A 23,799-nucleotide genomic window follows, 5' to 3' on the forward strand; every position below is an offset into this window, starting at 1 on the left:
TGAGAGAAAACGTGGTTTGGGCGGTGCAATATGTCGCTGTTTACAGGTTTACATCATGGAGGATAAAGGGTGGATAAATTGAGTTATGAATATTTGTTGGCCCATCACTCTGGGGTTGTCAGCCGAGATTTACTTGCTGATGCTGTGAAAGCAGGGCGGGTTCAGGGCAACGGCGGTTCTTTACCTATTACGGCCACGGCCAAGATCGGCGATGTGGTTTCAGTTGGTGACCAGCGCTATCGCATGATTGCCGGTGGCCGTGACGATCGCCTGCAAGTTGAGGTCATGGATACCGCACCGCGGATGATTACGACACCGGTACGCGCCTACTGCGGATACCATAAGTGCCTGACTGAATACACAAAAAAAGTATTTAAAAAGATTTGTCGGCCACCCTTAAAAAAGGGCGCGTCGTTTAATCACTACTACCACAGAAGCGATGCGTTTTATCAGAACTGCGCGCAACACACGATTAGTTCGCTTAGTGGACATGCCATCGATCTATCGCGGTTTTCCGATATTCGGGTGGTGCGTTTTATTCGTGACCCGCGAGATTTATTGGTGTCGGCTTATTTTTATCACAAGCGCTCCGCAGAACCTTGGTGCGATGTGGCGGCGCCGCGCGATATTGACTGGAAGATCGTCAACGGCGCGGTACCCGCAGTGCTGGGACAGGAGCAATCGCTTAGTAAGTATTTGAATAGCGCATCAGTAGAAGAGGGCTTGTTCGCCGAGCTAGAATTTCGACGTCATCACTTCGACAGTATGCGCTGGTGGCCTTTGGAAGACGAGCGTGTAATGCTTTTTAAATATGAAGACATTCTCGGGTGTGAAGCGGCTGTATTCAATGAGTTACTGACATTTATGGAGTTGCCATTTGCATTGCGAGTGGCGGGAAAATATTATGCTAAGCGCTATAGCGCGGTGCAGAAGGGCGGTAAAAAAGGCCATATCCGCAATGTGAATAGCGGCCAGTGGCGCCAGCATTTTACACCGGCATTGCAGTCGCGCTTCAATGAGCTTTATGGGGATATTCTTGAGCGCTACGGTTATCCGCTTACTTAGCTGGAATTTAAAAAAGCTAAGGAATTTTTACTGGTAAATCTTGTAGCCAGCGATGCCCAGCTTGGTGTTGCCAAAGGGGCTGCGTCCGGACTAGTGCAAAGTTGGGCGCCTCGCTGATTAGCCAGCGCAGTGACAGTTCAAGTAATTGCTTCACTAAAACGCGGCCAATACAGCCGTGTTGGCCGCGACCAAAGCTCAAATAGGGTTTAGCCTCGCGTTCGAAATTCAAGGTGTTGGCGTCAGTGAACACGTCGGGATCGCGATTGGCGGCGGCAAGTATTAGTAATACCCCGCTATTTCCTTTGATCAATTGATCATGCAGTTGTATATCTTCTAATGCCCGACGGGCGATAAATAAAACCGGTGAATCAAAGCGCAGCAGTTCGTCTGCGGCAGCGGGAATGAGCTCGGGCTTGGCGCGCAGCTGATTTATTTTTTCGGGCTGTTGTAGCAAGCAGTGTAGGGCATTGGCAATGGCGTAATCTGCATTTAGGCCATCTGCTAACAACAACATGCAGTTGTCGGCCATAAATGTATCGCTAATGCTCGGGGTTTGGTCATGAAGCTGGGCTAGCGCAGAGGGGAGGTCGTCACTGGGGTGTTGGCGTTTCTGATTTAGAAGCCCAGAACAGAATTGGCGAAAAGAATGCAGTTCTGCATCGAGCTGCTGACGGTGCTGCTGGGAGGGAATGGCGGAAAATAAAGAAAAAAACCAATTTGCCCACAGCTTTAATTGGCGATCTAACTCCGCAGTTTGCTGGCGCGGAGCAATGCCAAATAGGCTGCATAGGGTTTTGGCGCACAGCGGTGTGGCAAAATCATGCAGCAAATCAGAAGGTGTGTCTGTGGGTAAATTACTTTGCAATGACGCCCTGCGCAATTGCTCGTGGAATACGCGCGCAATACTTCGCCGAGCCTCAGTGTGCTGCGGGGCGTCCATGAAGGGCAGCGTGTTATTGGCCACGTCGGCGCAGGTATAGCGGTCGCGATGCCGCTGGTTGACTACCGCATAGTCAGAAGGGGTATTGCTTAGTCGCGGATCAGCGAGCGCGGCGCTAATATCGCGATGCCGACTCAGCAGCCAGCTGCCGCTAGTGCAGCGGTGTACCGGCGAATGATGGCGTAGCTGTTCTAGGGCACTATAAGGCGAGTCGATAAATGCCTGGGAATAGGGATCGATTTCAGCGAGTGTCGGCGGCGCTGCCGTATGAGAAATATTAGCGGGACGAAATTTAGCGCGAATATATTTGAGCACGGTCGGCAAGCACCTTGGCAATTTCTATATTGTTATTGTTGAGATGTTCGCGAATGGTGACGCGTTCAGCACTGTTAAGTTTTTGCCCTACCGCGAGTTTGGCGAGAATGTCGACATCGTAGTAGCGAATCGCCGCCGAGAGCATAAATAGTTCGTCAATAAGATTGGCGGTGGTGCTGGGCGAACAGATGTCGGCAATATTGTCGGAGGCTAGACGAACGTGAACGCCTGCTTCTAGCAGTTCCAATACACGAGGAATACTGTTGAAGGTGGGGCTTGGCAGCGAGCGTAATTGGCGCATACCAATGGCGGCAGAGGGACAGCAGATGACGCCAATATTGCATTCGAGCAAGCCGTTGAGCAAATCTTGAAATCGCTTTTCGTCGTAAGTAGAAGGCGAAATCATGTGTACCGCCCACACTAAGGGCTCACCATTGGCAGTACTTAGCGCGCCCTGCTTTTTTATGACTTTAACGAGGCGTTCGGTGCCAGATTCGCTGTCTTCGTTGCGTTGGTCGGTGTGCACATGCAGCATGCAGCGTTTGCTTTTAGCCAGTTCGAGGGTGCGCGCGAGATGTTCGTCAAAGCCGATGTGATCGGGGTATTCATCGCGGTCGTCGGCTTCGGGTAAGGCGGCTATAAAATCGGACTTCGCCGCGCCTGCTGCAAATAGCTCCCAGCGTTGCGGCTCACTGTCTTTAAAACCAAAGGGCGAGTAAGCGGCGATATTTAGTGAAATTTTGTTTTTATATTGCTGCTTAATATCCTGCATTCGGTGTAGTGCAGACAACCCTAGATTATCCGCAGTAACATCGACCAATGTGTCGGCCCGCTGGGTGTTATTGGCGATCATATCGTTGAGAAAGTAAGTAATCCTCTCCCGGAAATCCTCGTCATCATACGCGGGGCCAGCGTGTAGCTGATAGATAAGATGGTGTTTTTGGTGCAGTGAAATATGCGACGTTGCGAGCACACTTTGCTGGGCAACGGTGATGTATTTCTCATCAATCGTACCTGCTCTGTCTAGGTGCAAATGCGCGTTGTGCATTCCCCCTAGGGCTGTAATTTTTGCGGTAAGCTTGGCGTAAAATGGTGAGCGGTGGCTAGTCATGGGGGTTGGTATCCTTAAACAGGCTTTGGGTTTTTTGCCAGAGATTGGCGCCATACATTATGGTTGTTGGCAGCGCCAGCGGAGCGCAGTCGTGATCTTTGAAATGACAAATTCCCTCGTCGCTTAATCCTAGTTCCAGCGTCCAGCGGCCTAGTCGTGATGGCGTCGTGACGGTAATATCGATGCTGACCGTTGCATCTGGCGGCAGCGCACAGGGCAGGGCGATACTGGCGGCGCGCCATATACGCACTTTGTCTTGGCGTCGCCAGTGCGCATGTAAAAAGATACCGCTGTTAGCGCTCGTTTGCCAAGTAGTCTCGCTGGTGTTACGAATTTGGATGTTGAGGGAGATGTTTTGATTGGGCGTTAGCCCACGTGCTAAGCCAGCGCGCAGCTCACACTGGTAGGCACTGCGGGGAAGAAGTTGGAGGTCGTAGCGTGGCGGTTCGATACTATTAGCGCTAGGGTGAGACGCTTTGGCGCAATGTAATTCCTCTTTAAGCCGTTCGGCAAAGTCATTGATAAAGGCATCGTTAAATATCTTTTTGTGTTTTGCCTGCAATCGAGTGCCGGACAGCGCGCCGTGGTAATATTTTCGCCAGCCGATCTCGGGACATTGATAATTCTGGTAGGCGCTGCGTCGACCGTCTTGGCAAAAAAATAAACTAAGCCTGCCAGAGTATTGCTGGGGAATAAATTTTTCTACAAGGCATAGTAAGCTTGGCTCTTGTTGTTGCTGATGTAATTGCTGGGCAATGCTAAACGCAATTTTAGCGGCTTCGCAGAAGCCGCCGAGCAAGTAAGGTCCGGCGTGTTGAATTTCTTGTAATTCTTTTAAATAGTGCTGGGCTAAGGCATGGCTGTAGTTATCGTTTTTCCCGTCGATAAGATACAGTGAGCGAAAGCCATAAACGGGCTGGTCTGGTCCAAGTGCGCGGGCTAAATTGGCCACTTCTTCTTCGCCTTGGGCGCCCCAAAAAAGCGGCGTTTGGCTGCCGAGGGTATTGTAGGCAAAGAGTAGAGCGTCAGCGCGCAGGCGGTTGCCCTGCCAAGCGCTGGTGTACTGAAGTAGCTTGCTGAAAATATCAGCAGGAATTCCAGAGCTGATCGCGGCGCGCTGCGCATGACTTAGTTCTTGGCTTAGCATAGCGCGTTCGGCACTGTTTGTTCGCTCGCTTAGGACGCGATCGAGTTCTGCAATACTTGGGTAATCGAATAAAATACCGGGCGGGAGCTTGGCGCCGAGGAGCGCCTCTAGGTCGGCGATAAAGCTCGTGGCGCTCAGCGAGTTTCCGCCTAAGTCAAAAAAATTATCGTCGACGCCAATATCTTCAATTTCAAGGTGATGTTGCCATATTTTCAGTAATTGTTTTTCTAGGTCACTACGGGGTGGTAGTTTGGCTTTGCTTGGGAGTCGCGGTTTACTGCCGTATTTTTCTGAGAGTTTGTGACGCTGTAGTTTTCCCCCTGCGTTGCGAGGTAGTTCCTCACAAAAAAACAGCTGGCGGGGGATTTTATGCTGACTAAGCTGTGTGCTCAGTTTTGCTAATATGTTTTCTGAATTATCTTTGGTGCTGTTATTGAGGACAACGGCGGCAGCGACTTCTTCGCCTAAGCTTGGGTGTTCGACGGAAAAACACGCAGCGTCTTGAATTTCTGGAAGGCTTAGCAGACAGTTGTCTATTTCAAGTGGCGCAATTTTTTCGCCGCCACGGTTAATGATGTCTTTAATACGCCCGGTTAAAAAAAGATATCCGTCTTCGTCAAAATAGCCGAGATCGCCGGTTCTAAACCAGCTGCCGATAAAGTCCGTCTGGTTCGAATCCTGATTTAAATAGCCGGCAAAAACGTTTTTACCGGCTATTATGATTTCACCTGCTTGACCAAATCTCGTGGGATTTCCGTAGTCATCAATGATCTTGATTTCAACGCCGGCACAACGGCCAACACTGCCCTTGCGCTGCGATTTCGGTGTTAGTGGATTACTGCAAATAAGACCAGCGGCTTCGCTCATGCCGTAAATTTCGACGACGGGGATATTGAACAGAGATTCAAACTGAAGATGGGTAGCTTCGGGTAATGGCGCGGACACCGAACGACAAAAACGCAGGCTGGAGCTGAGGTCTGATTGCGCCATAAAGCGCGCTTCGCGGCACAGCTCGGCGAGCATAGTGGGTACACCTTGATACCACGTTGCTTGGAACTGTTTAAGACAATTAAAAAAAGTCGAAGCGCTTAAGTCGCGAGCAATAATGACACTGCCGCCACTTAATAGTGGGGCGAGCAGCAAGTCGAGTAACGCGCCGATATGAAATTGCGGCATCATATTTAATACAGTATCACGCTGAGAAAGCGTGAGTGACTGGATCAGGTTGTGGCATGAAACCAGTAAGTTTTGGCGGCTCAAGGGTACTGGTTTTGGTCTTGCGGTGGTGCCGGATGTATGCAGTAGTAAGCAGGTATCGGATGCGGCGTGAGGAGTTTTGGTAGGCGTTGTTCTTGCGAGGTGATCAGCAGTGCGATATCGAGTGGCGCTATGAGCGCATGTAATTCAATTTCATTTAACTCAGGATTTAACGGCACACAGCAACAGTATTCCATCAGTGCTAGGCAGAGGACCGCATTTTCTGGCCCTTGTGGCAGAATAACTGCAACGCGATCCTCACGAGCGATGCCCGCGAGTTGAAGCTGCTTGTGGGTGTATTGGAGTTGCTGGGCTAAGGCGGCATAGCTGAGTGGGGCTTGGTCGAGTGCAAATACGGCGGGATGTGCGGCCCGCGCCGAAAGATGATGGTGTTCAAGTAAAGATAGCTTAGCTAATTCGTGTTCTTGGGTATTCATCCGACAGCATCCATACTCCGTTCGTTTTTCCTTTCGCATTTTAAGCTTTAAACGTTAGTGTTAAGTTTTAGTTTTTAATGCTCGTTATAAGATTTTGATTCTAAAGTATAAATATAGATGAACCGATTTTATTTCACATTGCACAAGCAGGATGGCTGCCTTTTAAGGCGAGTTTGGCCCGCGAGTGCGCAGTCAATAATAAAGGGTGATTTAAATTGTAGCAGAATAAAACTGCTGAGGGGTAAGGGATAGGTAGCTAAGAATACGATCGCTGTCGCGATGGTAATAAACCTTTAGGGTTTGTTTGATGCCAAGTAGCGCGGCCAGTTCTGGTGCGAAATCAAATTCTAAGTATTGCTGCTCAGGGTTTATTGCGCAGAGCTTGGCGGCGCTAAAGCCAAAGAATTTTCTGATGAAAGGGTAAAGCGCTTTATAGATACTCTCCTTGGCGGAGAAGCACAGACTTAATCCGTAGTTTAGCTCGACGCTCGAAGCGGCGATGATGTTGAATTCGTCGCGGTCGATAATTTTTGGCCAAAGTTTTTCGGCCTTGGCTGGGCTGAGGATCGCTTGGCAATCTATGCCAAGCGCGCTTAGTTCGCTGCTGGGGGCAAGGGCGCAGGCGGCAAAGTCGTCGGTGTGGCTAATGCTGCCAATGAATCCTTTGGGCCACTGGGGGCAGCGTTTGTCGTCGGCGAGCACGTCAAAATGTTCCGCACCGTAGTGACGCAGTGCTAGTGCGGCAAGATAGCGACCACAAAAATATTCCGCCTTGCGTTTGCTGCTGGCCCTGCTGATCGTGTTTGGTAGGTGGATTGCAGCTTCGCTAAAAAACGCGTCGTCAAATAGCTCAAGCTTGAATGATCCCGACATTAAAACAGCGGGATTTAGGCGCTGGTCTACAGGGGCAATACAGATAAATTCCGCGAGTGCCTTTTGCGCCGTTTTGCTCATGCTCTTAACTGCGCACACTAAGTCGCTGGCGCAGGGCTTCGGCAGACTCAACCCGCTCGGAGTAGCGGTCGACCAATATTTCTTTTTTGTTTCTGAGTAGCAGCGTGAATTTCACTAGCTCTTCTATAACGTCTACGACCCGATTGTAATAGGCCGAGGGTTTCATGCGGTCGTTGTCGTCAAACTCTAGCCACGCTTTGGCAACCGAGGATTGGTTGGGAATGGTAAACATCCGCATCCAGCGACCTAATATGCGCATTTGATTGACCGCGTTAAAGGATTGCGAGCCGCCGTTGACTTGCATTACAGCCAAGGTTTTACCCTGCGTTGGCCGCACTGCGCCGATGCTAAGGGGTATCCAGTCGATTTGCGCTTTCATAATGCCGGTCATGGCGCCGTGACGTTCCGGCGAGCACCACACCATTCCGTCGCACCACTGTGCGAGCTCGCGCAGCTCGACGACCTTGGGGTGGTCATCGCCGCTATCGTCGGGTAGGGGTAGGCCAGAGGGGTTATATATTCTGGCTTCGGCGCCATAATAGTTCAGTAGCCGCGCGCACTCTTGGGCAAGTAAGCGGCTGAACGAGCGATTTCGTAGTGAACCGTAGAGAATTAAGATTTTTATCGGGCTGTCATCGCTGACGGGCTGTAATAATTGCTCTGTGTCGATGGGGCTTAGGGCGTCGGAGTCGCAATTGACGATATCAGTCATAGTCTAGGGCAGCGTGGCAGAAATAAAGGCCTAAGTTTGCCCTAGCCTCGAATGTGGATCAACCGCCGCGTTAATTACGGCGAGTATTTACTTTACGATAATTTTTCCCGACATTTTATTGCCGTGAATACCGCAAATATAGGGGTATTCGCCGGGCGTGTCGAAGCGATAGGAAAAACTGCCGTCGTGGCGGAGTCGCGGGCTGCGGATCTTGCCAACTTGAATAATATGATTTGAGCCGTCGTGATTATTCCACGTAACCTCGGTTCCAGCTGTTACCGTAAGCACTGCGGGCGAAAAACGCATAAAGTCAACAATAGAAACGGTGTTCTCGTCGGCCTGAATGTTCTTGTTAACGGGTGTTGGGTGCGGTGCAGACACCGGCATGGTTGTAGATGACATCCGCATAGGCTTCTCCTTCACAGGGCTAGGGGAGGGCGTAGGGCTGGAATATGCCGCTTTGGGCATATTGGCGCTCACGTTTGTATTTACACTAGCATTTGCCGTGCCATCGGCCGTGACGATAACAACGCCTTTCATCGATTTATGAATGCCGCACTGGTAGTGATATTCCCCTGGTACTGTGAATGTATTGTGATACTCGTCGCCTTTTTTTAAACGAGGGCTTTCGTGACCATCAATAAGAATGGTGTGGCTGCTGCTGTCATTGTTATGCCACACGATTTCTTTACCCGGCGTGCTGGTGATAGTGCTTGGTCCAAAGGCATAGTTTTGAATTTTTACGGTGCCACCTTTGGGTGCCATCATGTCGGAGGAAATGGCGGCACCAGCAAACATAATTAGCGCAGTCAATGACGTAAACAATAAATAGGTTTTCATTTTTGCCTCCACATCGGGCATTTCGAACTGTCGATTATTTCTTTTGACGCGCGTTGCGCATGCGATTGGTTCGCCATGTCATCCATATTCCAGTAATGGACAGCAATACTGCAGCAGCACCAACTAAATTAATTAAGGTTGAGCCAATAGACCCAAACAGCCTGCCGCTGTGTAGATCAATTAAAACTTGTTCTAAGGCCACGGTGGGGTGGGCATAGGGTTCTACGTCACTTTTCGCGCTCTCGGTTAGAGCGGTGAGCGAAGACCATTTAACGTTGCCATTGTCTTCAAAGTCTTCCCACGTTAGGCCATCGGCACTGATATAGCTTCCTTCACCTTGCAGAGCTAAAAACGAGGTGCCCTGCTGTTGCAGGCTGCCGATGCCGCGAATATGGCCAACAGGAAGCATATAACCGCTAAGCTCCTCGATCAGTACGCCTTTGGGCGAAAGCAAGGTAAGTTTGTCGTTGGTGGCGACAAACAGCAGTTCTTCTCCGCTGTTTTTGATATCGACGAAGCCCAGTGGTGATGGGATGTGCCGATCAAGGGCAATATTGTCTAAAACGGTATTTTCGGTGGTGGTTACGAGCCAGTGCTCGTCAGAAAAATAGCCATTTTCTGGAATGGTAGTGTGCAAGCCATAAAGCGACATTAGCGTGGTAGAGCCCACGCGAATCGCGTCTAGTCCCATACTAACGCTCTGGTTGAGCAGAATTCCGCTAAAACCTAACCAGCCCATAAAGATAAATGCAAATATGCCAAGGCGTTGGTGCCATTGGCGTAATAGCATTGAGGTATTGCGCTTTGGTGCTGCAGGTTTCTTGCGCGCCGGAGCAACTGATTTAATGGCGACCTTCTGGACGTTCGGTGTTTGTGCTTCATTATAATTCGCGCTGTCTACGTCAGCGCGAAGGGCATTTGGCGTGTTCATAGAGCCTCCCAGAAAGCCATTTATTTACGGCTTAATGAATCTAAGGTGATAGCGGTACGCGCCATGCGTTCCATCATTACTACCGACAGGGTTGCGCCGGTGATGTTGTCGACCTTATTGCTTAGCCCGCTGCCGGCTGCTTTGGCGCCTTTTAATTGATTTAGAAAAGACGGTTCGGCAACTTGCTCGCCGCGGGATTCGCGATAAATTAAAACGCGAGCGGTTTCGATTTCTCCGTTGCTAACAGCAAATCCTGAGGTGGTTGGCACATAGCCTTCTTTACCAATATCGTCAAAAACCCACACAGTTTTACTCGCATCTTTCCAGTAGCGAACTCGCTGGGAAGGGAAGGGGCGATTGAATACCGCGCTGATTTCACTTTGTGCGTTAGCGTCTAAATTCAGCACTACCGGCGTTGGTACATTGTTGTTGAACATTTCGGCAAGAAAGACATCCGGTGTCTGAAATGTTTTATACAGTTCAAATGCTTTTACACTTCCTGAGTAAAGAGTGGTAATAAGCAGGAAAAACACAAGTAAAATTATTTTTTCTGCATCTTGTGGGCGCCGCGCAACGGCATCATTAGATGCCGTGCCGCCCATTTTTTCAAATGGATAGAACATGTATTCTCCGTATTACTAATTAGCGAGTGACGATTACGCGCTCTAGTGGAGCGAGTGCAGCAATTAGCTGGTTACACGCTTCGTAGGTTAAGTTGACTCGTTCACATGCGTTATAGGCAGCTTCAACAACGGCATTAAATTGCGTTACGGTAATGCCGAGGTCGGCGTGAGCCGCTGCCATGCTGGCGCCTTGGTATTCAGTTCCGGCGCCTAGTACCATCATTTCAAGTTGGGTGTTTAAAAATATCTGGCGTTCGATGTTGCCAAATTCGCGGAAAATATGATTAATCCGGTTATCTAGCATAATGTAGTAAAACAAGCTCTCTACCCAGTTGCGAACCCCTTCTTCGCCGCCCCATTGTTCTATGACGTCGCTGTCTAGGCCGGGAAGGGTTGGTGTTTTACCGGTTTGCGCAAAGCTTGGCAGCGCTGCAGTGCCTGCGAGAATGGCTATGGCGATAGTGCGAAATATCGGTTTCATGATGCTCTCCTGAGATCTAGTAGACTTAGCTAATATCGTGTTTAGAAGCTGGCCTGGAGTGATAGATAAAACCCGTGCTGGTCAGGCGTGATGGTTATGTCGCCAAGCATTGCGTAGGCAAAAGTCATTGACAGATTTTTGTTGGGGAAATAAGCAATGAATGCATCAAACCAATCGCTCTCATGCTGGGTTAAGGTGCCAGACAAATTCCCTAATCCCAAGGTTTCTAAGGTAGGTTGAAGTTCAGTTAAATTCAGGCCGGCTATCTCGACACTTTCGCCTTCAAGATTATCGCCGTGCTTAGCCCACTCAACACCAATAACAGTATCTTTACGCAATAAGTAAGCGAGAGATATCTCAGGACGAATTTCCTTGTCTTCATCGCTGGGACCGCCAAATCCAACTAGGCCAGTTTGGTTTGCTGCTGTGTAGCGTGCAGTGATGTTAATAAGTGTATTGATAGGGAAGAAAATTTTGGTCGCCGAAATATAGGCTTCCCAATCTTTCGTTTTAGCTGCTTTAAGAGTAGTTAATAGTTCATCGTTCTTGTTCTTTTTGTAGAAGCCACCAATGGCAACCTGGGGGATAAGATTGTCAGAGTCGTAAATGGCTTCGCCAAACACTCGAACCTTAGCGCCGATGATGTCCATCTCGATGGTGGTATTGAATGGTTCAATGCCGGTATTGATTGGTGTTCCCGCTAATTGACCAGTAAGGCCGCCAGCGGTATCGGCTACTAGGCCAACAGTATCAAAGGTAGAGCCCGTGGTGAGCGTGCTATGCGCATAGGACAGTTCAAAGCGATCCCAAAAACCAACTGCGGCACCTACGGAGTGCAGAGTGTAGTTGGCTAGTGGTGCGTAAGTGTAGTGTAGGTCTCCATTAATACCGTCGCGAGTTGCGTAACCCGTGATGGTCGCCCAAGGGGTGATACCGCCACCGCCAGCACCGTCTATCATACTAACGCCGCCTGTTGCGAGTACCTTGCCGGTGTTAAACATTTCGGCCTGAGTTGCGTTGCCCGCAAAGATTGCGGCAACTAGCGCTGCGCTTTTAAAAAGACGCAAGCCATTTTTTTTGCTTCTTCCATCTTGATGCTCCTAATCAATAGAAAACTACCGTGCTTGAGTAAAGCGCCCCGCGTTTTGCAGAAATGTCTAGTAGTAGTGTCGGAACACTGGAAATCTAGAATGATTGCCTTGCGGTAATCAGTTCTGCGCTCCAAATTGTTGCCGTTCTAAAACACGCTATCCGTCTTGTTAAGGGTGCATTACACACACAGCAATGGGTGTGCCATCTAAAAATGAGGCGGGCTTGGTGATGAGTGGCACCGTATGTGCGGTACATTTTGGTGCGGCGATTAACCGGTAAATTTGGGTGTTTTGCATTTTAAAAGTGCAATAAAAAGCAAATAATATTTTATGGGTTTTATTTTGGAACATTTATTTTTTATATTGAAAATTTTGGGGCGGGGATTTTTTTTTGCAATCGTTGCTGAATTCCGTTTTTTAGTCGTGCATTAAAATGGCGATTCCCCTGTTTGCACGATAATGTTGCCATTTTATCGACTTGAATTTCGGCCACTTGGTACAAAATGGGGCGAAATTAATTTTTGGGGTGTGAAACGCCTTCTCCTGCGTACGAGTTTTTCTAATTAACTCAGGGTGTTGAGTGTGATGGAGTGCACATATTGGGAGTTTGTATGGGGTTTGCTTGGCAGCAGTAGCCGTTTTGCCGAGCTAATTAGAGGTAATTTATTTGCGGCTGATGCGCTATTTATTGCGGTTAACAGGTGCAGCTGGCCAGCATGGGGTAATTTGATACTGGGTGATTGCTAAAGAATCTAATGGAATAGGATTGCCGGCGACCAACGGCCTTGTGCTGATATCTTTGGCGCCTTCATCACCGCGCCCTTGTGGGATTTTGGTTAATAGCGCTTTTCCTGTCACATTCGTATTTCATACGGCACTTTCTGCGCTTGCTTTGACGTTTTTTAAGCAGGTCCTGCGTTGTAGTATGATTCCTGTACTGAAGCCCAGCGGCCCTGTGGATTAGACGTAATAGTAGGCGGCGTGGCTGGAGTGGTTTTTCGCGTGTATTCTCCTGCTCAGGTTCACCGTAGAAGCGCCTACTTAGAGTTATGGCGGTCAGCGCTATTGAGTTCGAGTTGTTAAACCTTGAAATCGCGGGTATTTGCGCCTAGATCGGCGAAATTTGCTATCTAATTAATATTTATAATAAAGAGAGCCCTATGGCGGTGAAAACAAAATTGATTAATAGTGCCGGCCAGCCTGAGTTTGGGCTGTTTGCCGAAGGTGTTGGCGAGATTAATTACCTCGACTACGATTTGCGTAGCCCAATGGATCGCAAGCTTGGCGGCTTGGCTAAGCGTTTTAAATTCAATCAATTCCAGTTTGTTGCTCTGGTTAGCCCCTCATTAATAGTGGGAATTGCGATTGTTAACTTAAAATTGCTGAGTAATGTCTTTGTCTACCTTTACAGTACTGAAGACGGTGAGTTCGAAGAGTTTAGTTTTACGCAGCTATTGGCGCGGAATACTTCATTAAGCCTGTGCCCAAATTCGGGAGAGGCAGTATTTCGGCAAGGTAAAAACACTGTATCGATCATTGCCGACGAAAACCCAGCCCAGCGTCGGCTGACGGTTTCTTTAGTAAGTGGCGTTGAAATTGCCGCACAAATAGACGAATCCAGTTGTGCACCTTTAGTCTTATGTACCCGCGCCGGTTATCAGGGCTGGGTATTTACTCAAAAAACGGCGGCGCTGCCCTGCCAAGGCCAGTTGCGCTGGCGAGGTAAAAACTTTGATTTGGCCGCCATGAATACGCTTGCTTCGGTAGATTGGACAGCGGGCTATATGCGCGGTGAAACCTTTTGGAATTGGGCTAGCCTGTCTTGTACCTTGGCAGATGGTCGCCGCTTAGGGATGAATCTAGCCGCTGGGGTGAATGAAACTGGCTTTACCGAAAATGCTCTGTGGTTGGGTGACCAACTGTTTAAAGTGGATATGGCCGATTTTCAGTTTTCACGTTATCAAACCATGGCAGAGTGGCGAATACGCTCTGCCGATGGCCAGATCGATTTGCGCTTTAAACCCGTTGGGCAGCGCAAAGAAAAGCGCAATGCATTGATTCTCGCTTCAAATTTCACCCAGCATTTTGGCGTTTTTGAAGGCCAAATTCACCTAGGTGGTGAAACCGTTGAGCTTAGTAAGGCGTGGGGCTTTGTCGAAGATCACTATGCCCGCTGGTGAACCGATTAGGGAGGGCAACGCGGTGAACTACACCGGCAATTCCGGAGCTTACTGCTGGGGGGCAAAGTCCTATCGCGATGCCGGTGACCCAATTATGTATACCGATAAACCCTAGCTTCAAACGCAAATTAACGACGAAACTAACAAGAATGGGCGCCAATATGGCGCCCATTTTTTTGCCTACACAAAGCGCCTTTGTGGCGTGCATGGTGACAATAATAATGCTGCTTAGTGGTAATTAGCGTTTGAAATTAGGGTTTTGCGTTAATTGTTTGAATCGTATTTTTTGGTGTTGGGCGCGGGTTTGGGGCAGCGGTTTGCTCGCCAAAATGTGTAAAATTTCTGGAACATGGCGGAAGTTACCTGCGTGTTACCGCAAAAATAGCTAGTTTAATGTATTGATGACAGTGTAAACATAGGCTAGTCTGAGTAAATCACATTATAAGCATTTTGAGTGTTTGTGTGCTGAACTGCGGTGTGAAAACCATGCGCAGTTTACGCGATGGCTGTGGCTCAGTGGCGAGTTGGGCGTTTGTTGTATATAGCGTTATGGTCCTTCAAGGGAAAAGAATATGAAATTACCGATATTGCTCCTTAGCCTTGCCCTCGCCGCGTGTAGTAATGATTCTGCGCCCAGTGCAAATAGTGAGCAGGCGGCCAGCGCTGCGGTAGCGGCTCTGCAGAATAGCAGTTCTGCTTCAGGGGCGAAGCTGTATGCGGCGTGTGCAGCCTGCCATGGCGCCAGCGGTGAAGGAAATAAGGCGCTTAGCGCACCCTCGCTCAGCAATCAACAGAGCTGGTACTTGGAGCGGCAGCTGGTGGGTTTCCGCTCTGGATTGCGCGGCAGCCATCCCGACGATGCCTTTGGCGCGCAAATGCAGGCGATAGCAAAAACGCTGTTTGATGATGCAGCGGTAAAAGCAGTTGTTGCCTACATTGGCGATTTTAAGGCAAAGCCCGCCGCAGCGACGCTAGAGGGCAATGTTAAGCGCGGTGCCGACTACTACTCTAATCTTTGTGGCGCCTGCCATGGTCCCGCGGCAGAGGGTAATGAAAAATTACAGGTGCCCGCGCTGGCAGGGGTAGATGACTGGTATTTACTCCAGCAGTTTGAGCACTTCAGCAAAGGTGTGCGTGGCAGTGATGAGTCTGACCGCTACGGTTATCAGATGTCTATGATGGGTAAAACCCTGCCCGATGCCGACGTCGCCAAGGATGTGGTGGTATATATTCAGTCTTTGGCAGACTGAGGCGTGACAGAGGTGTTTCACCAAGTTTTACTGCTATGTCTTGCGGTACTGATGTTGGCGTTGCCCAACTCCGCGAGCGCTGAATGGCGGTTAAGCGACATTTGCCCCGCAGGGTTTCGGCCCGACCAGGGGCGCTGCTATTTGCAAAGTCTTTATGGCAACTACGCCTCCCTGCAAAATTCTGGTGTGGGCGGTTTGAAAACCGGTTTGCCGCCTTTGCGCGAAGGGTTTACTCCCCAGCAGATTGATTTGGGTCGCTTGATGTTTTTTGACCCCCTGCTTTCCGGAGACGGAACACTAGCTTGCTCCTCTTGCCATCAACCCAGTAAGGGCTTTGCCGACGGTCGCGGTGTTAGCGTTGGGATTAATGGCCAGCTAGCGCATCGCTCGGCACCAAGTTTGTGGAATGTAGGTTTCTTAAAACGCTTGTTTTGGGATGCGCGGGCCAGTTCCCTTGAGGCGCAAATGGAAGGGCCACTTTACTCCCCAGTTGAGATGGGTAATAGCCGTGATAATTTGTTGAAAAGTTTGCAACAAAGCGACCATTATCCAAGTTTATTTAAGCAGGCTTACGGCGACTCAATCATAAGTCTGGATCGAATTTACACGGCGATCACCGCCTTTGAAGCTTCCCTCGTGTCACTAAATAGCCGCTATGACTTATATGCCAACGGTGTCCACGAGGTACTGAATTCAGATGAAATCGAAGGCATGAATGTGTTTCGCTCCTTTGTGGCGCGCTGCGCCGAGTGCCACACCCCGCCCGCGTTCACTAATCAGCAAATCGCGGTATTGGGCACTCCCGAGCCGGACGGGCAGCCGCTAGACAGCGGCGCTCAAGGGGTGAGTGGCGATGCTTCCCAGCGGGGCGGTTTTAAAGTGCCAACACTTCGAAATATAGAATTAAGCGCGCCGTATATGCACTCTGGTCGATTTAAAACCTTGCGTGAAACTGTCGCTTTTTACACCGGCGGGCGTGGCCACGCGGTGCCTGCTGGTGAAAAGTTGAGTTTGCATTGGCATATTTGGGAACCCAATCTAAGCGATCGTGAATTGGATTTGCTTGTCGCGTTTTTAAAAACGCTAACAGATGAAAGCTTTATGCCTCAGCTACCGAGCGCAGTGCCGTCTGGGCTGAAAGCCGTTGGCGTGACGGCATCAACTATGTCTAATTTAGACGCTGAACATTGAGGAGCGTAATAATGAGAAATCCGTTTCGATTGGGGCTGCTGAGCCTGAGTTTACTGTTCGTTGTGCCGAGCTTGTGGGCGGCGGATATCTCAGTAAAAGATGGTGAACTCATTCAGGATGCGGTTAACGCTGCGGAACCTGGCGATGTGGTTTTAATTTATCCGGGTACCTATAAAGAAAGTGTTTATATCGACAAAGACAATATTACCCTGCGCGGGGTGGTTGAAGACGGTAAGTGGCCGGTTATGGAGGGCGAGGGTAAGCGTAACGACGCTATTCTATACTCCGGCAATGATTTTACTGTGGAGTGGCTAACCATTACTCATTACAAGGGTAATGCGATTATGGGGCAGTCTGGTAATAACTTCAGTATTCGCTACAACAAAATCATTGATACTGGGGTGTATGGGATTTTCCCCCAGTTTGGTAAAAATGGCTTAATTGAATACAACGTGTTGAGCGGCATTGAAGACGCGGCAATTTATGTGGGTATGTGCGATAACGTTGATGTGCGCCACAACGAGGTATTCGATAACGTTGCCGGTATCGAGATAGAAAATACCCGTCACGCCTTAGTCGAAAATAATTACGCCCATGACAATACCGCCGGCTTGCTGGTATTCATTACGCCGGGCTTGCCGATTAAAACCACTTATGACGTAATTTTGCGCAATAACTTTGTAGTCAATAATAATACCGCCAACTTCGGTGCACCGGGCTCGATTGTTTCTAAAGTGCCGCGGGGTATTGGTATTGTGGTTATGGCTGCCGACGATGTGATTGTGGAAGGTAATATTGTGTCGGGGAATAAAACCGCTGGCATCGTGATTACCGACTTAGCGTTTATTACCGATATCTCCAGTGATCCAGAGTCTGAGCCTAATCCCGACCGTTTGGTGTTTCTCGATAATTTGATGTTCGACAACGGCGCTGATCCCGTTGCCGAAGTTAAAGCGCTAATGCTTACCCAGTTTAGTCGCAGTGGCCCAGATATTTTAGCAACACCGGGTTCTGCCCAAGAGGTGGATAACTGCATTATTAATCGTGAGCGCTACACCAGCTTCGGTGTTAAAAAATGGTCAGAGTGCGAGCGCACCAGCACGGCAGATGTACAGAGCTATCGTATTGCTGGCGGTGCGCCGAATGAGCCGGTGACCGTGACCAATCGCACTAAATTACTTTACCAAGGTATTTGCGCGGGCTGCCACGCTTATAACTTACGCATGATCGGGCCACCGACCCTAACGGTGCAGGCCTTATACCGCAATGACGCCCAAGGCATTGCAGACTATATTGCCGAGCCACACAAAGTGCGGCCGGACTACCCCGCTATGCCGTCGCAGGGGCATTTGTCGCCAGAGCTAAGAAAAGAAGTCGCTGAGTATATGTTGAAGGTTAGCAAATAATTGAGCGAGTACTTGATTTTGAATGGAGTGGGCACTGCATTGCAGCGCCCACCAATATTGATAGCGTGAGGGCGGTATATGACATTCAATAGTAGAAGTCGCTTGGCCTGTGCAATCGGATTGGCCGTACTGGGTGCACGCAGCGCGCATGCCGCCAAAAACCTAGCGCTAGAGGAGGTTGTGGTTACCGCCCAAAAGCGCGAGCAAAGCGCGATGACGGTGCCAGTTACTGTCGATACCTTCACTAATCAAGATTTAGAGAACACCGGCGCGCTTACCATGGAAGATATTCAGGCTTATATTCCGGGCCTGAAAGTCGGTGAAGACGGGCGTGGCGGCGGCACAACCCAGTCGTCATTTATCATTCGCGGTATAGAAAGCTCAAATATCAGTACCGGCGGTGACCCTTCAGTAGCAACTTTTCTTGATGGCGTGTACCTACCGCGAGCGGCAATTACGGTGCCGTTTTCCGATATGGAAAGGGTAGAGGTGTTAAAGGGGCCGCAGGGCACCTTGTTTGGTCGCAATGCAGCGGCGGGGGTGGTGAACTTTATTCCAAATGCGCCGAGCTTGGATGAGCGCGAAGGCTTTATTACGGTAAAGTTTGGTAATTACGATTTGTTTCGGGTTGAGGGTATGAGTAATACCCCGCTTACTGACAGCCTTGCGTTGCGCATGAATATCATGCATAACCAGCGCGGCGCAGTACTCGACATGCTCGGCCCCGCGACGCCTGATCCTGGTGAGCAAAACAACCAATTTGCGCGTTTGGCGCTGCGCTGGGAAACCACCGACCGGCTCACCCTGCAAATGGCTTACGACATCGACAAGGTCGACAATGGTCCGCAGGCTCGTCTTAGTACTAGTGAAGAGTATGCCACGTACCCAGATCCTACCGAGCGCAAATTAGAGACCGACGCCATTAATGGCGGTGAAACCCGCGATATGCAGGGCATTACCGGCAAGCTTTGGTACGACATAAATGATGTTGCCACCATGAGTTTGATTGCCAGCTATCGCGCCTTTGAAACTTATAATTTACAGGATGAAGACGCCACTGCCGACGAATCAGTCTACGTTGACACTAACAATATAGAAGACTCTGATATCGCCTATTTTGAAGCGCAATTTAATGTGGCGCTAGATTGGGTCGACGCGGTATTTGGCGCTAATTACAGCAAGGAAGACACCTATCAGCAAACCGCCTTAACCTTTAGCTATGGCGCCGTGGTGGAATTAGCCTCGGCCATGACCGGCGTACCGTCGGGTATTTTAAATACCCTGATAGGCGGCCCCATTTCGGGTAATTATGTTATCGAGACCATGACCAACGAAGGCGACTTTGAGACCTACGGATTTTTTACTGACCTCGATTTTACGATCAATGATTGGCTGAATATTATTACTGGCTTGCGTTACAGCAATGATAAAAAGGCTTTTAGCTGGTATGCGCCGTTGACCAATTTCCCTCTCTCTCAAGCTCAGGGCGAAAACTTCTTCTTTAATTCTGACGGTCTTGAGCAAGGCAGTGCAAGCTGGGACAAAATCACTGGCCGAGTGGTCGCTAACTTTCAAGTTAGCGAGGGCGCAATGGCATTTTTGAGCTATTCCACCGGCTATAAGTCTGGTGGTTATGACTCCTTAAATACTGGTTCAAGAGTAGTGCCTTTGGCGCCGGAAGTGGTAACGAACGTCGAGCTGGGTTTAAAAGGGGATTTGCTTGAGGACAAAATTCGTACTCAAATTGCGCTGTTCAAAATGGTTATTGACGATCGGCAAGAGTCGATAGAATCAAAAACCCCAAATAGTAGTGGTGCGGTGCCGACGGTTATTAGTACAGACGAAGATATTCAGGGTATTGAGCTAACGGCGGACTGGCTGGTGAATGACAACCTGCGGTTTGGCCTGATTTACACCTATCGCGAACAGGAGTCTAGCCGAGCGGCGTATTACGACAAAGACGGCAATTTTCAGGAAGCGAATCAGGTAAACGCTACCGCGCCACAGGAATACACGGTAACCATGGATTGGTCGCCAGAGTTTGGTTACGGATTGCTGTTACTCCATGTCGATTATATTTATGAGGAGAATGTCGAGCAATCTAATGAAGATCATCTTGATGCGTTTAATAGCGTTAACGGCTACGGTGATGATACCAGCTTACTCAATGGGCGTTTGGCGTGGACGACGCCGAGTGGCAGCTATGAATTTGCACTGTGGGGTAAAAACTTATTGGGTAATGAGCGCGTTTCTCAGCCTGGCGGCTTAACCGGTGGCGAGTTAGGCACTTACCATGTGGGCATTATTGCGCCGCTGACCTACGGTGTGGATTTGAAATTCGTGTTTTAAGGCGAGTACGGTATTAGAATGATGTTGGGGTGTGTTTTTAAGTGATTGATTTATAAGAATTTTTATCTTATTTGTTGTTTTGTTTTAGGCTTTGATATCGTGTTTATGCCTCTCTAGGGCAACGGTATTGGCGAGTAGGCTGGAATTTGCCTTGGCGAGGGAGATGACGCCTGCGGCTGAATCCTTTATTGTACGCCCCTTTATATCGTTGAGAGCACAGAGCAATGGATACCTTCGCTGAGATACGGCCCTACCACGACGACGAAGTGGCGCCGGTATTGGCAAAGTTATTGGTCGATCCCGAAATGCTCAATATCATCGCCAGCCTGCGCTTGCCGCGCTTAAACAAGGCCTTGCCGTGGTTGGTTAGGCCGTTGGTGCGGTGGTATTTGGCGCGTGAAATGAAGGGCATTGCCAATGTTGGCGATTTTCAGTGGGTCGTTAAAGGCTATATGGATGCCATGATCGAGGGGCATACCACCAGCTTTCAAGTCTCTGGCCTAGAGAAACTTGATTCTGAACAGGCCTATTTGTATATCAGCAACCACCGCGATATTGCGCTAGACCCCGCCTTTGTTAACTACGCGCTTTACCATCACGAGCGCGATACTGTGCGCATCGCCATTGGCGACAACCTTTTGTCCAAGCCCTTCGCCGCTGATTTAATGCGTTTAAACAAAAGTTTTGTTGTGCGCCGCTCGGCTCGTGGCCCCCGGCAGATGCTGGCCGCGTTTCGGCAATTGGCCAGCTATATCCGCTTTTCTTTGTTAGAAGAACGCAGTTCGATTTGGATTGCCCAGCGTGAAGGCCGCGCCAAAGATGGTAACGACGCCACCGAAGCCGCTGTCATTAAAATGATTGGCATGGCTCAGAACAAGCCCGACGAGAGCTTTTCTGACTATGTGAATAAGCTCAATATTGTGCCGGTCTCAATATCCTATGAATGGGATCCGCTAGATGCCGCCAAGGCGCAGGAGCTGGTGCATATCGAGCGCGATGGTGCCTATCAAAAGGCCGAGCACGAAGATTTAAAAAGCATCGCTACTGGCATCGTTGGCAATAAAGGTCATGTTCACGTGGCCTTTGGCGCGCCTTTAAAGGGCGAGTTTAGCGATGCTGTTGCCGTAGCGGCGAAGTTGGATGAGGTCATTATTGACCAATACCGCCTGCACCCAAGTAATATCATTGCTTATATGCGGGTAGTTCAGAACGATAACTGGAAAGCCCTGCCGATGCTGCCGGAGATAACAGCGGCAGATATCGAGGTTTTTGATAAGCGCTTTAGCCAAATGCCCGCAGATTACCGCAATAAAGCCATGGAAATTTACGCTAACCCAGTGATAAATCAATTAGACAGCGCCGACCTGCGGATCGTTGAAGAGGCCATATAGGTGCTCACCGACGAGTTAAAAAAGACAATTCAAGACGCCTACCGCCAATTTTTGGATGTAAAACAACTTAAGGCCCGCTACGGCCAGCGCCTGATGATCGCCCATATCGCGCGTACTCTTGGCGGTATAAAGCGCAATCAGGAGCAGCAGCGCGGGGGTGGCGATCACCTTTGTGTGGTGGAGGCCGGTACGGGTACCGGTAAAACTCTCGCCTACGCCGTGGCGGCGGTGCCTATCGCCAAGGCCTGCGATAAAACCTTAGTTATTTCCACTGCGACTGTCGCGCTGCAAGAGCAGATTATCTACCGGGATCTGCCCGATGTGCTTACCAATAGCGGTTTGCAATTCTCCATTAGTCTCTCTAAAGGCCGTCGTCGCTATATTTGCTTGTCTAAACTCGATCAGCTGCTCTCGGGTGGCGATGCCAAGGTGCTGCCGCTGTATATTGATGAGCATATGGCGGCACCCGACGCCGAGAGCTTGTCGCTGTATACCGACTTTGCGCAGCAGATGGCCACGGGACAGTGGGCGGGTGATCGTGACGATTGGAAAACCGTTATCGCCGACGATAAGTGGGCGCGAGTCACCACCGACCACGCCCAGTGCACCGGCAGGCGCTGCAGCCATGTAAAACAGTGCAGTTTCTTTAAAGCGCGCGAGTCCTTGGCGCAAGCCGATGTCATTGTGGCCAATCACGACCTTGTGCTCGCTGATCTCGCGCTGGGTGGCGGCGCGATACTGCCACCGCCAGAAGAGTGTATTTACATCTTCGACGAAGCTCACCATTTGCCGGATAAGGTTATTAATCACTTCAGCGCTAATTTCCGCCTAGCGGCAACTGAGCGCTGGATGGAGCAGATTGAGCGGGCGCTCAGCGCCATGGTTGCCCTGCCGATAATGGATAACAGTATTCGCGGCGAGCTGGAAAGTCTGTTGAGTCTGCTCATTGCGGTGCGGCGGGGCTTAATACCACTGCGGCCGGTATTAGAAGAGCTGCTAGAAGGCGCGCAGGAGCGCCAAGGTGTGAAAAGCCTGCGCTTTGCCGACGGCATTGTGCCGCCAGTGCTGGTTGAGCACGCCAAGAGCTTGTTGGCGGGGTTTAGCGAGGTAATCAAGCAGGCCGAGAAAATTATCGATAGCCTGCAAGACGGTATGGACACCAATGAGTTGAGCGGCAACCGTGAGGCCAACGAACAGTGGTTAACCACGGTGTCGATGGCGCGTTTTCGGGCGGAGTCCGCCGCGGCCTTGTGGCGTTCCTTTGCCAGTGACGCAACGAAGGAGAAACCGCCCAATGCACGTTGGTTGGCGTTAGTTGAAACTGGGCAGGGCTTGTTTGATGTGGAGTTGAATGCCAGCCCCATTTTGGCGGCAAATGCGCTGAAATCAGCTTTGTGGTCGCGCTGTTTTGGTGCCGTGCTCACCTCGGCCACCTTGACCGCCCTGGGCAGCTTTGATCGTTTTAGTATGCGTGCCGGTTTAGATACCGATGCCAGCTTTGAGGTTGTGCCCAGCCCCTTTCGTCACGCTGAAGCCGCTGAATTGTATATACCCGCAATGGATTGCGACGCCGGTAATGCCGAGGCGCATACCGCTGCCCTCATTGATATGCTGCCGACCTTATTAGATGCCGATGCGGGCAGCTTGGTGCTATTTTCCTCGCGCAAGCAATTGCGGGCGGTGCGCGAGGGTTTGTCGGCCGAGTGGCAGGCTCGTATTTTGGCGCAAGATGATTTGCCCAAGCACGAGATTCTCACCCGCCATCGCACGTGTTTGGATGATGGTGCGGGCAGTGTGATTTTTGGTTTGGCCAGCTTTGCCGAAGGGGTGGATTTACCGGGCAAATACTGCACCCATGTGGTAATTGCAAAAATTCCCTTCGCGGTGCCAGAAGACCCCGTTGAAGAGGCGCTGGCGGAGTGGATAAGCCGCAACAAGGGCAATCCCTTTATGGATATCACCGTGCCCGACGCGGCGGTGCGTTTAATTCAGGCCAGTGGCCGGTTGTTGCGCAACGAGGCCGACACCGGCCGGATTACCATTCTGGATCGGCGCATTGTGAGCCGCCATTACGGCCGTAAAATGCTGGCATCGATGCCGCCATACCAGCAAATTATTGAGTAGTTCG

Annotated in this window: 19 protein-coding genes and 1 pseudogene; 9 read left to right on the forward strand and 11 right to left on the reverse strand. The window is 50.0% G+C overall.

Annotation, left to right across the window (positions count from 1 at the left end; translation table 11 throughout):
- The first annotated feature begins 69 nt into the window (after positions 1-69).
- Positions 70-1,065: a sulfotransferase domain-containing protein gene (locus tag P1U47_RS08580; RefSeq protein WP_008252190.1), complete on the forward strand. Its 996-nt coding sequence runs from the start codon at positions 70-72 to the stop codon at positions 1,063-1,065.
- Positions 1,066-1,081: 16 nt separating this feature from the next.
- Here P1U47_RS08580 and P1U47_RS08585 read toward each other — a convergent pair whose 3' ends face one another.
- From P1U47_RS08585 to P1U47_RS08635, 11 genes and pseudogenes are all read right to left on the reverse strand, one after another.
- Entirely contained in the window at positions 1,082-2,320 is a 1,239-nt protein-coding gene (locus tag P1U47_RS08585) for a cytochrome P450 (protein ID WP_301028347.1), read from the reverse strand.
- The gene (locus P1U47_RS08590) at positions 2,298-3,431 is read right to left on the reverse strand and encodes a hypothetical protein (protein WP_301028348.1); all 1,134 of its coding nucleotides are present in this window, start codon (positions 3,429-3,431) and stop codon (positions 2,298-2,300) included. Before P1U47_RS08590 ends, P1U47_RS08585 begins: the two co-directional genes overlap by 23 nt.
- A complete protein-coding gene (locus P1U47_RS08595; protein ID WP_301028399.1) occupies positions 3,424-4,578 on the reverse strand; it encodes a thioesterase domain-containing protein in 1,155 nt (384 codons plus the stop codon). Before P1U47_RS08595 ends, P1U47_RS08590 begins: the two co-directional genes overlap by 8 nt.
- A gap of 54 nt (positions 4,579-4,632) precedes the next feature.
- Positions 4,633-6,311, reverse strand: a pseudogene (locus P1U47_RS08600) (non-ribosomal peptide synthetase); the annotation flags it as partial.
- A 171-nt stretch (positions 6,312-6,482) separates the two neighbouring features.
- Positions 6,483-7,226, reverse strand: coding sequence for a 4'-phosphopantetheinyl transferase (locus tag P1U47_RS08605; RefSeq protein ID WP_301028349.1), 744 nt, complete (start codon positions 7,224-7,226; stop codon positions 6,483-6,485).
- Positions 7,227-7,230: 4 nt separating this feature from the next.
- The gene (arsH, locus tag P1U47_RS08610; RefSeq protein ID WP_301028350.1) at positions 7,231-7,938 is read right to left on the reverse strand and encodes an arsenical resistance protein ArsH; all 708 of its coding nucleotides are present in this window, start codon (positions 7,936-7,938) and stop codon (positions 7,231-7,233) included.
- A gap of 87 nt (positions 7,939-8,025) precedes the next feature.
- Positions 8,026-8,778 carry a cupredoxin domain-containing protein gene (locus P1U47_RS08615; protein ID WP_301028352.1) on the reverse strand — a complete coding sequence of 251 codons (753 nt, stop codon included), beginning with the start codon at positions 8,776-8,778 and terminating at the stop codon, positions 8,026-8,028.
- Between the two features lie 34 nt (positions 8,779-8,812).
- On the reverse strand, positions 8,813-9,709 hold the full coding sequence (locus P1U47_RS08620) for a PepSY domain-containing protein (protein ID WP_301028353.1): 897 nt from the start codon (positions 9,707-9,709) through the stop codon (positions 8,813-8,815).
- Positions 9,710-9,729: 20 nt separating this feature from the next.
- Positions 9,730-10,332 carry an FMN-binding protein gene (locus tag P1U47_RS08625; protein ID WP_301028354.1) on the reverse strand — a complete coding sequence of 201 codons (603 nt, stop codon included), beginning with the start codon at positions 10,330-10,332 and terminating at the stop codon, positions 9,730-9,732.
- Positions 10,333-10,351: 19 nt separating this feature from the next.
- On the reverse strand, positions 10,352-10,813 hold the full coding sequence (locus tag P1U47_RS08630) for a group 1 truncated hemoglobin (RefSeq protein ID WP_301028355.1): 462 nt from the start codon (positions 10,811-10,813) through the stop codon (positions 10,352-10,354).
- Positions 10,814-10,854: 41 nt separating this feature from the next.
- Positions 10,855-11,880: a DUF3034 family protein gene (locus P1U47_RS08635; RefSeq protein WP_301028356.1), complete on the reverse strand. Its 1,026-nt coding sequence runs from the start codon at positions 11,878-11,880 to the stop codon at positions 10,855-10,857.
- 1,184 nt (positions 11,881-13,064) lie between these two features.
- Here P1U47_RS08635 and P1U47_RS08640 point away from each other — a divergent pair.
- The 8 genes from P1U47_RS08640 to dinG all read left to right on the forward strand — a co-directional run bounded on the left by P1U47_RS08640 (position 13,065) and on the right by dinG (position 23,795).
- Complete coding sequence (locus P1U47_RS08640; protein WP_301028357.1) at positions 13,065-14,084, forward strand: DUF2804 domain-containing protein; 1,020 nt, start codon at positions 13,065-13,067, stop codon at positions 14,082-14,084.
- Positions 14,056-14,199: a hypothetical protein gene (locus P1U47_RS08645; RefSeq protein WP_301028358.1), complete on the forward strand. Its 144-nt coding sequence runs from the start codon at positions 14,056-14,058 to the stop codon at positions 14,197-14,199. The genes P1U47_RS08640 and P1U47_RS08645 overlap by 29 nt, the downstream gene beginning before the upstream one ends.
- Before the next feature lie 457 nt (positions 14,200-14,656).
- Positions 14,657-15,334 (forward strand): c-type cytochrome, encoded by a 678-nt coding sequence (locus tag P1U47_RS08650; protein ID WP_301028359.1) that lies wholly within the window; start codon positions 14,657-14,659, stop codon positions 15,332-15,334.
- 3 nt (positions 15,335-15,337) lie between these two features.
- Positions 15,338-16,525 (forward strand): cytochrome c peroxidase, encoded by a 1,188-nt coding sequence (locus P1U47_RS08655; RefSeq protein ID WP_301028360.1) that lies wholly within the window; start codon positions 15,338-15,340, stop codon positions 16,523-16,525.
- An 11-nt stretch (positions 16,526-16,536) separates the two neighbouring features.
- On the forward strand, positions 16,537-17,931 hold the full coding sequence (locus P1U47_RS08660; protein ID WP_301028361.1) for a parallel beta-helix domain-containing protein: 1,395 nt from the start codon (positions 16,537-16,539) through the stop codon (positions 17,929-17,931).
- Between the two features lie 78 nt (positions 17,932-18,009).
- On the forward strand, positions 18,010-20,280 hold the full coding sequence (locus tag P1U47_RS08665) for a TonB-dependent receptor (RefSeq protein WP_301028362.1): 2,271 nt from the start codon (positions 18,010-18,012) through the stop codon (positions 20,278-20,280).
- Positions 20,281-20,504: 224 nt separating this feature from the next.
- Positions 20,505-21,671, forward strand: coding sequence for a 1-acyl-sn-glycerol-3-phosphate acyltransferase (locus P1U47_RS08670; RefSeq protein ID WP_301028363.1), 1,167 nt, complete (start codon positions 20,505-20,507; stop codon positions 21,669-21,671).
- Positions 21,672-23,795, forward strand: a complete 2,124-nt coding sequence (dinG, locus tag P1U47_RS08675) for an ATP-dependent DNA helicase DinG (RefSeq protein ID WP_301028365.1) — start codon at positions 21,672-21,674, stop codon at positions 23,793-23,795.
- Positions 23,796-23,799: the final 4 nt, after the last annotated feature.

The sequence above is a fragment of the Zhongshania sp. genome (assembly GCF_029212375.1).
Taxonomy (GTDB): Bacteria; Pseudomonadota; Gammaproteobacteria; order Pseudomonadales; family Spongiibacteraceae; genus Spongiibacter.

Bases quoted from the DNA above. Each gene is read 5' to 3' on its own strand.
- P1U47_RS08595 (WP_301028399.1), bottom strand. From the start codon at position 4,578: ATGCTAAGCCAAGAACTAAGTCATGCGCAGCGCGCCGCGATCAGCTCT.
- P1U47_RS08670 (WP_301028363.1), top strand. From the start codon at position 20,505: ATGGATACCTTCGCTGAGATACGGCCCTACCACGACGACGAAGTGGCG.
- P1U47_RS08650 (WP_301028359.1), top strand. From the start codon at position 14,657: ATGAAATTACCGATATTGCTCCTTAGCCTTGCCCTCGCCGCGTGTAGT.
- P1U47_RS08625 (WP_301028354.1), bottom strand. From the start codon at position 10,332: ATGTTCTATCCATTTGAAAAAATGGGCGGCACGGCATCTAATGATGCC.
- P1U47_RS08615 (WP_301028352.1), bottom strand. From the start codon at position 8,778: ATGAAAACCTATTTATTGTTTACGTCATTGACTGCGCTAATTATGTTT.
- P1U47_RS08640 (WP_301028357.1), top strand. From the start codon at position 13,065: ATGGCGGTGAAAACAAAATTGATTAATAGTGCCGGCCAGCCTGAGTTT.
- P1U47_RS08665 (WP_301028362.1), top strand. From the start codon at position 18,010: ATGACATTCAATAGTAGAAGTCGCTTGGCCTGTGCAATCGGATTGGCC.
- arsH (WP_301028350.1), bottom strand. From the start codon at position 7,938: ATGACTGATATCGTCAATTGCGACTCCGACGCCCTAAGCCCCATCGAC.
- P1U47_RS08620 (WP_301028353.1), bottom strand. From the start codon at position 9,709: ATGAACACGCCAAATGCCCTTCGCGCTGACGTAGACAGCGCGAATTAT.
- P1U47_RS08630 (WP_301028355.1), bottom strand. From the start codon at position 10,813: ATGAAACCGATATTTCGCACTATCGCCATAGCCATTCTCGCAGGCACT.
- P1U47_RS08590 (WP_301028348.1), bottom strand. From the start codon at position 3,431: ATGACTAGCCACCGCTCACCATTTTACGCCAAGCTTACCGCAAAAATT.
- P1U47_RS08605 (WP_301028349.1), bottom strand. From the start codon at position 7,226: ATGAGCAAAACGGCGCAAAAGGCACTCGCGGAATTTATCTGTATTGCC.
- P1U47_RS08660 (WP_301028361.1), top strand. From the start codon at position 16,537: ATGAGAAATCCGTTTCGATTGGGGCTGCTGAGCCTGAGTTTACTGTTC.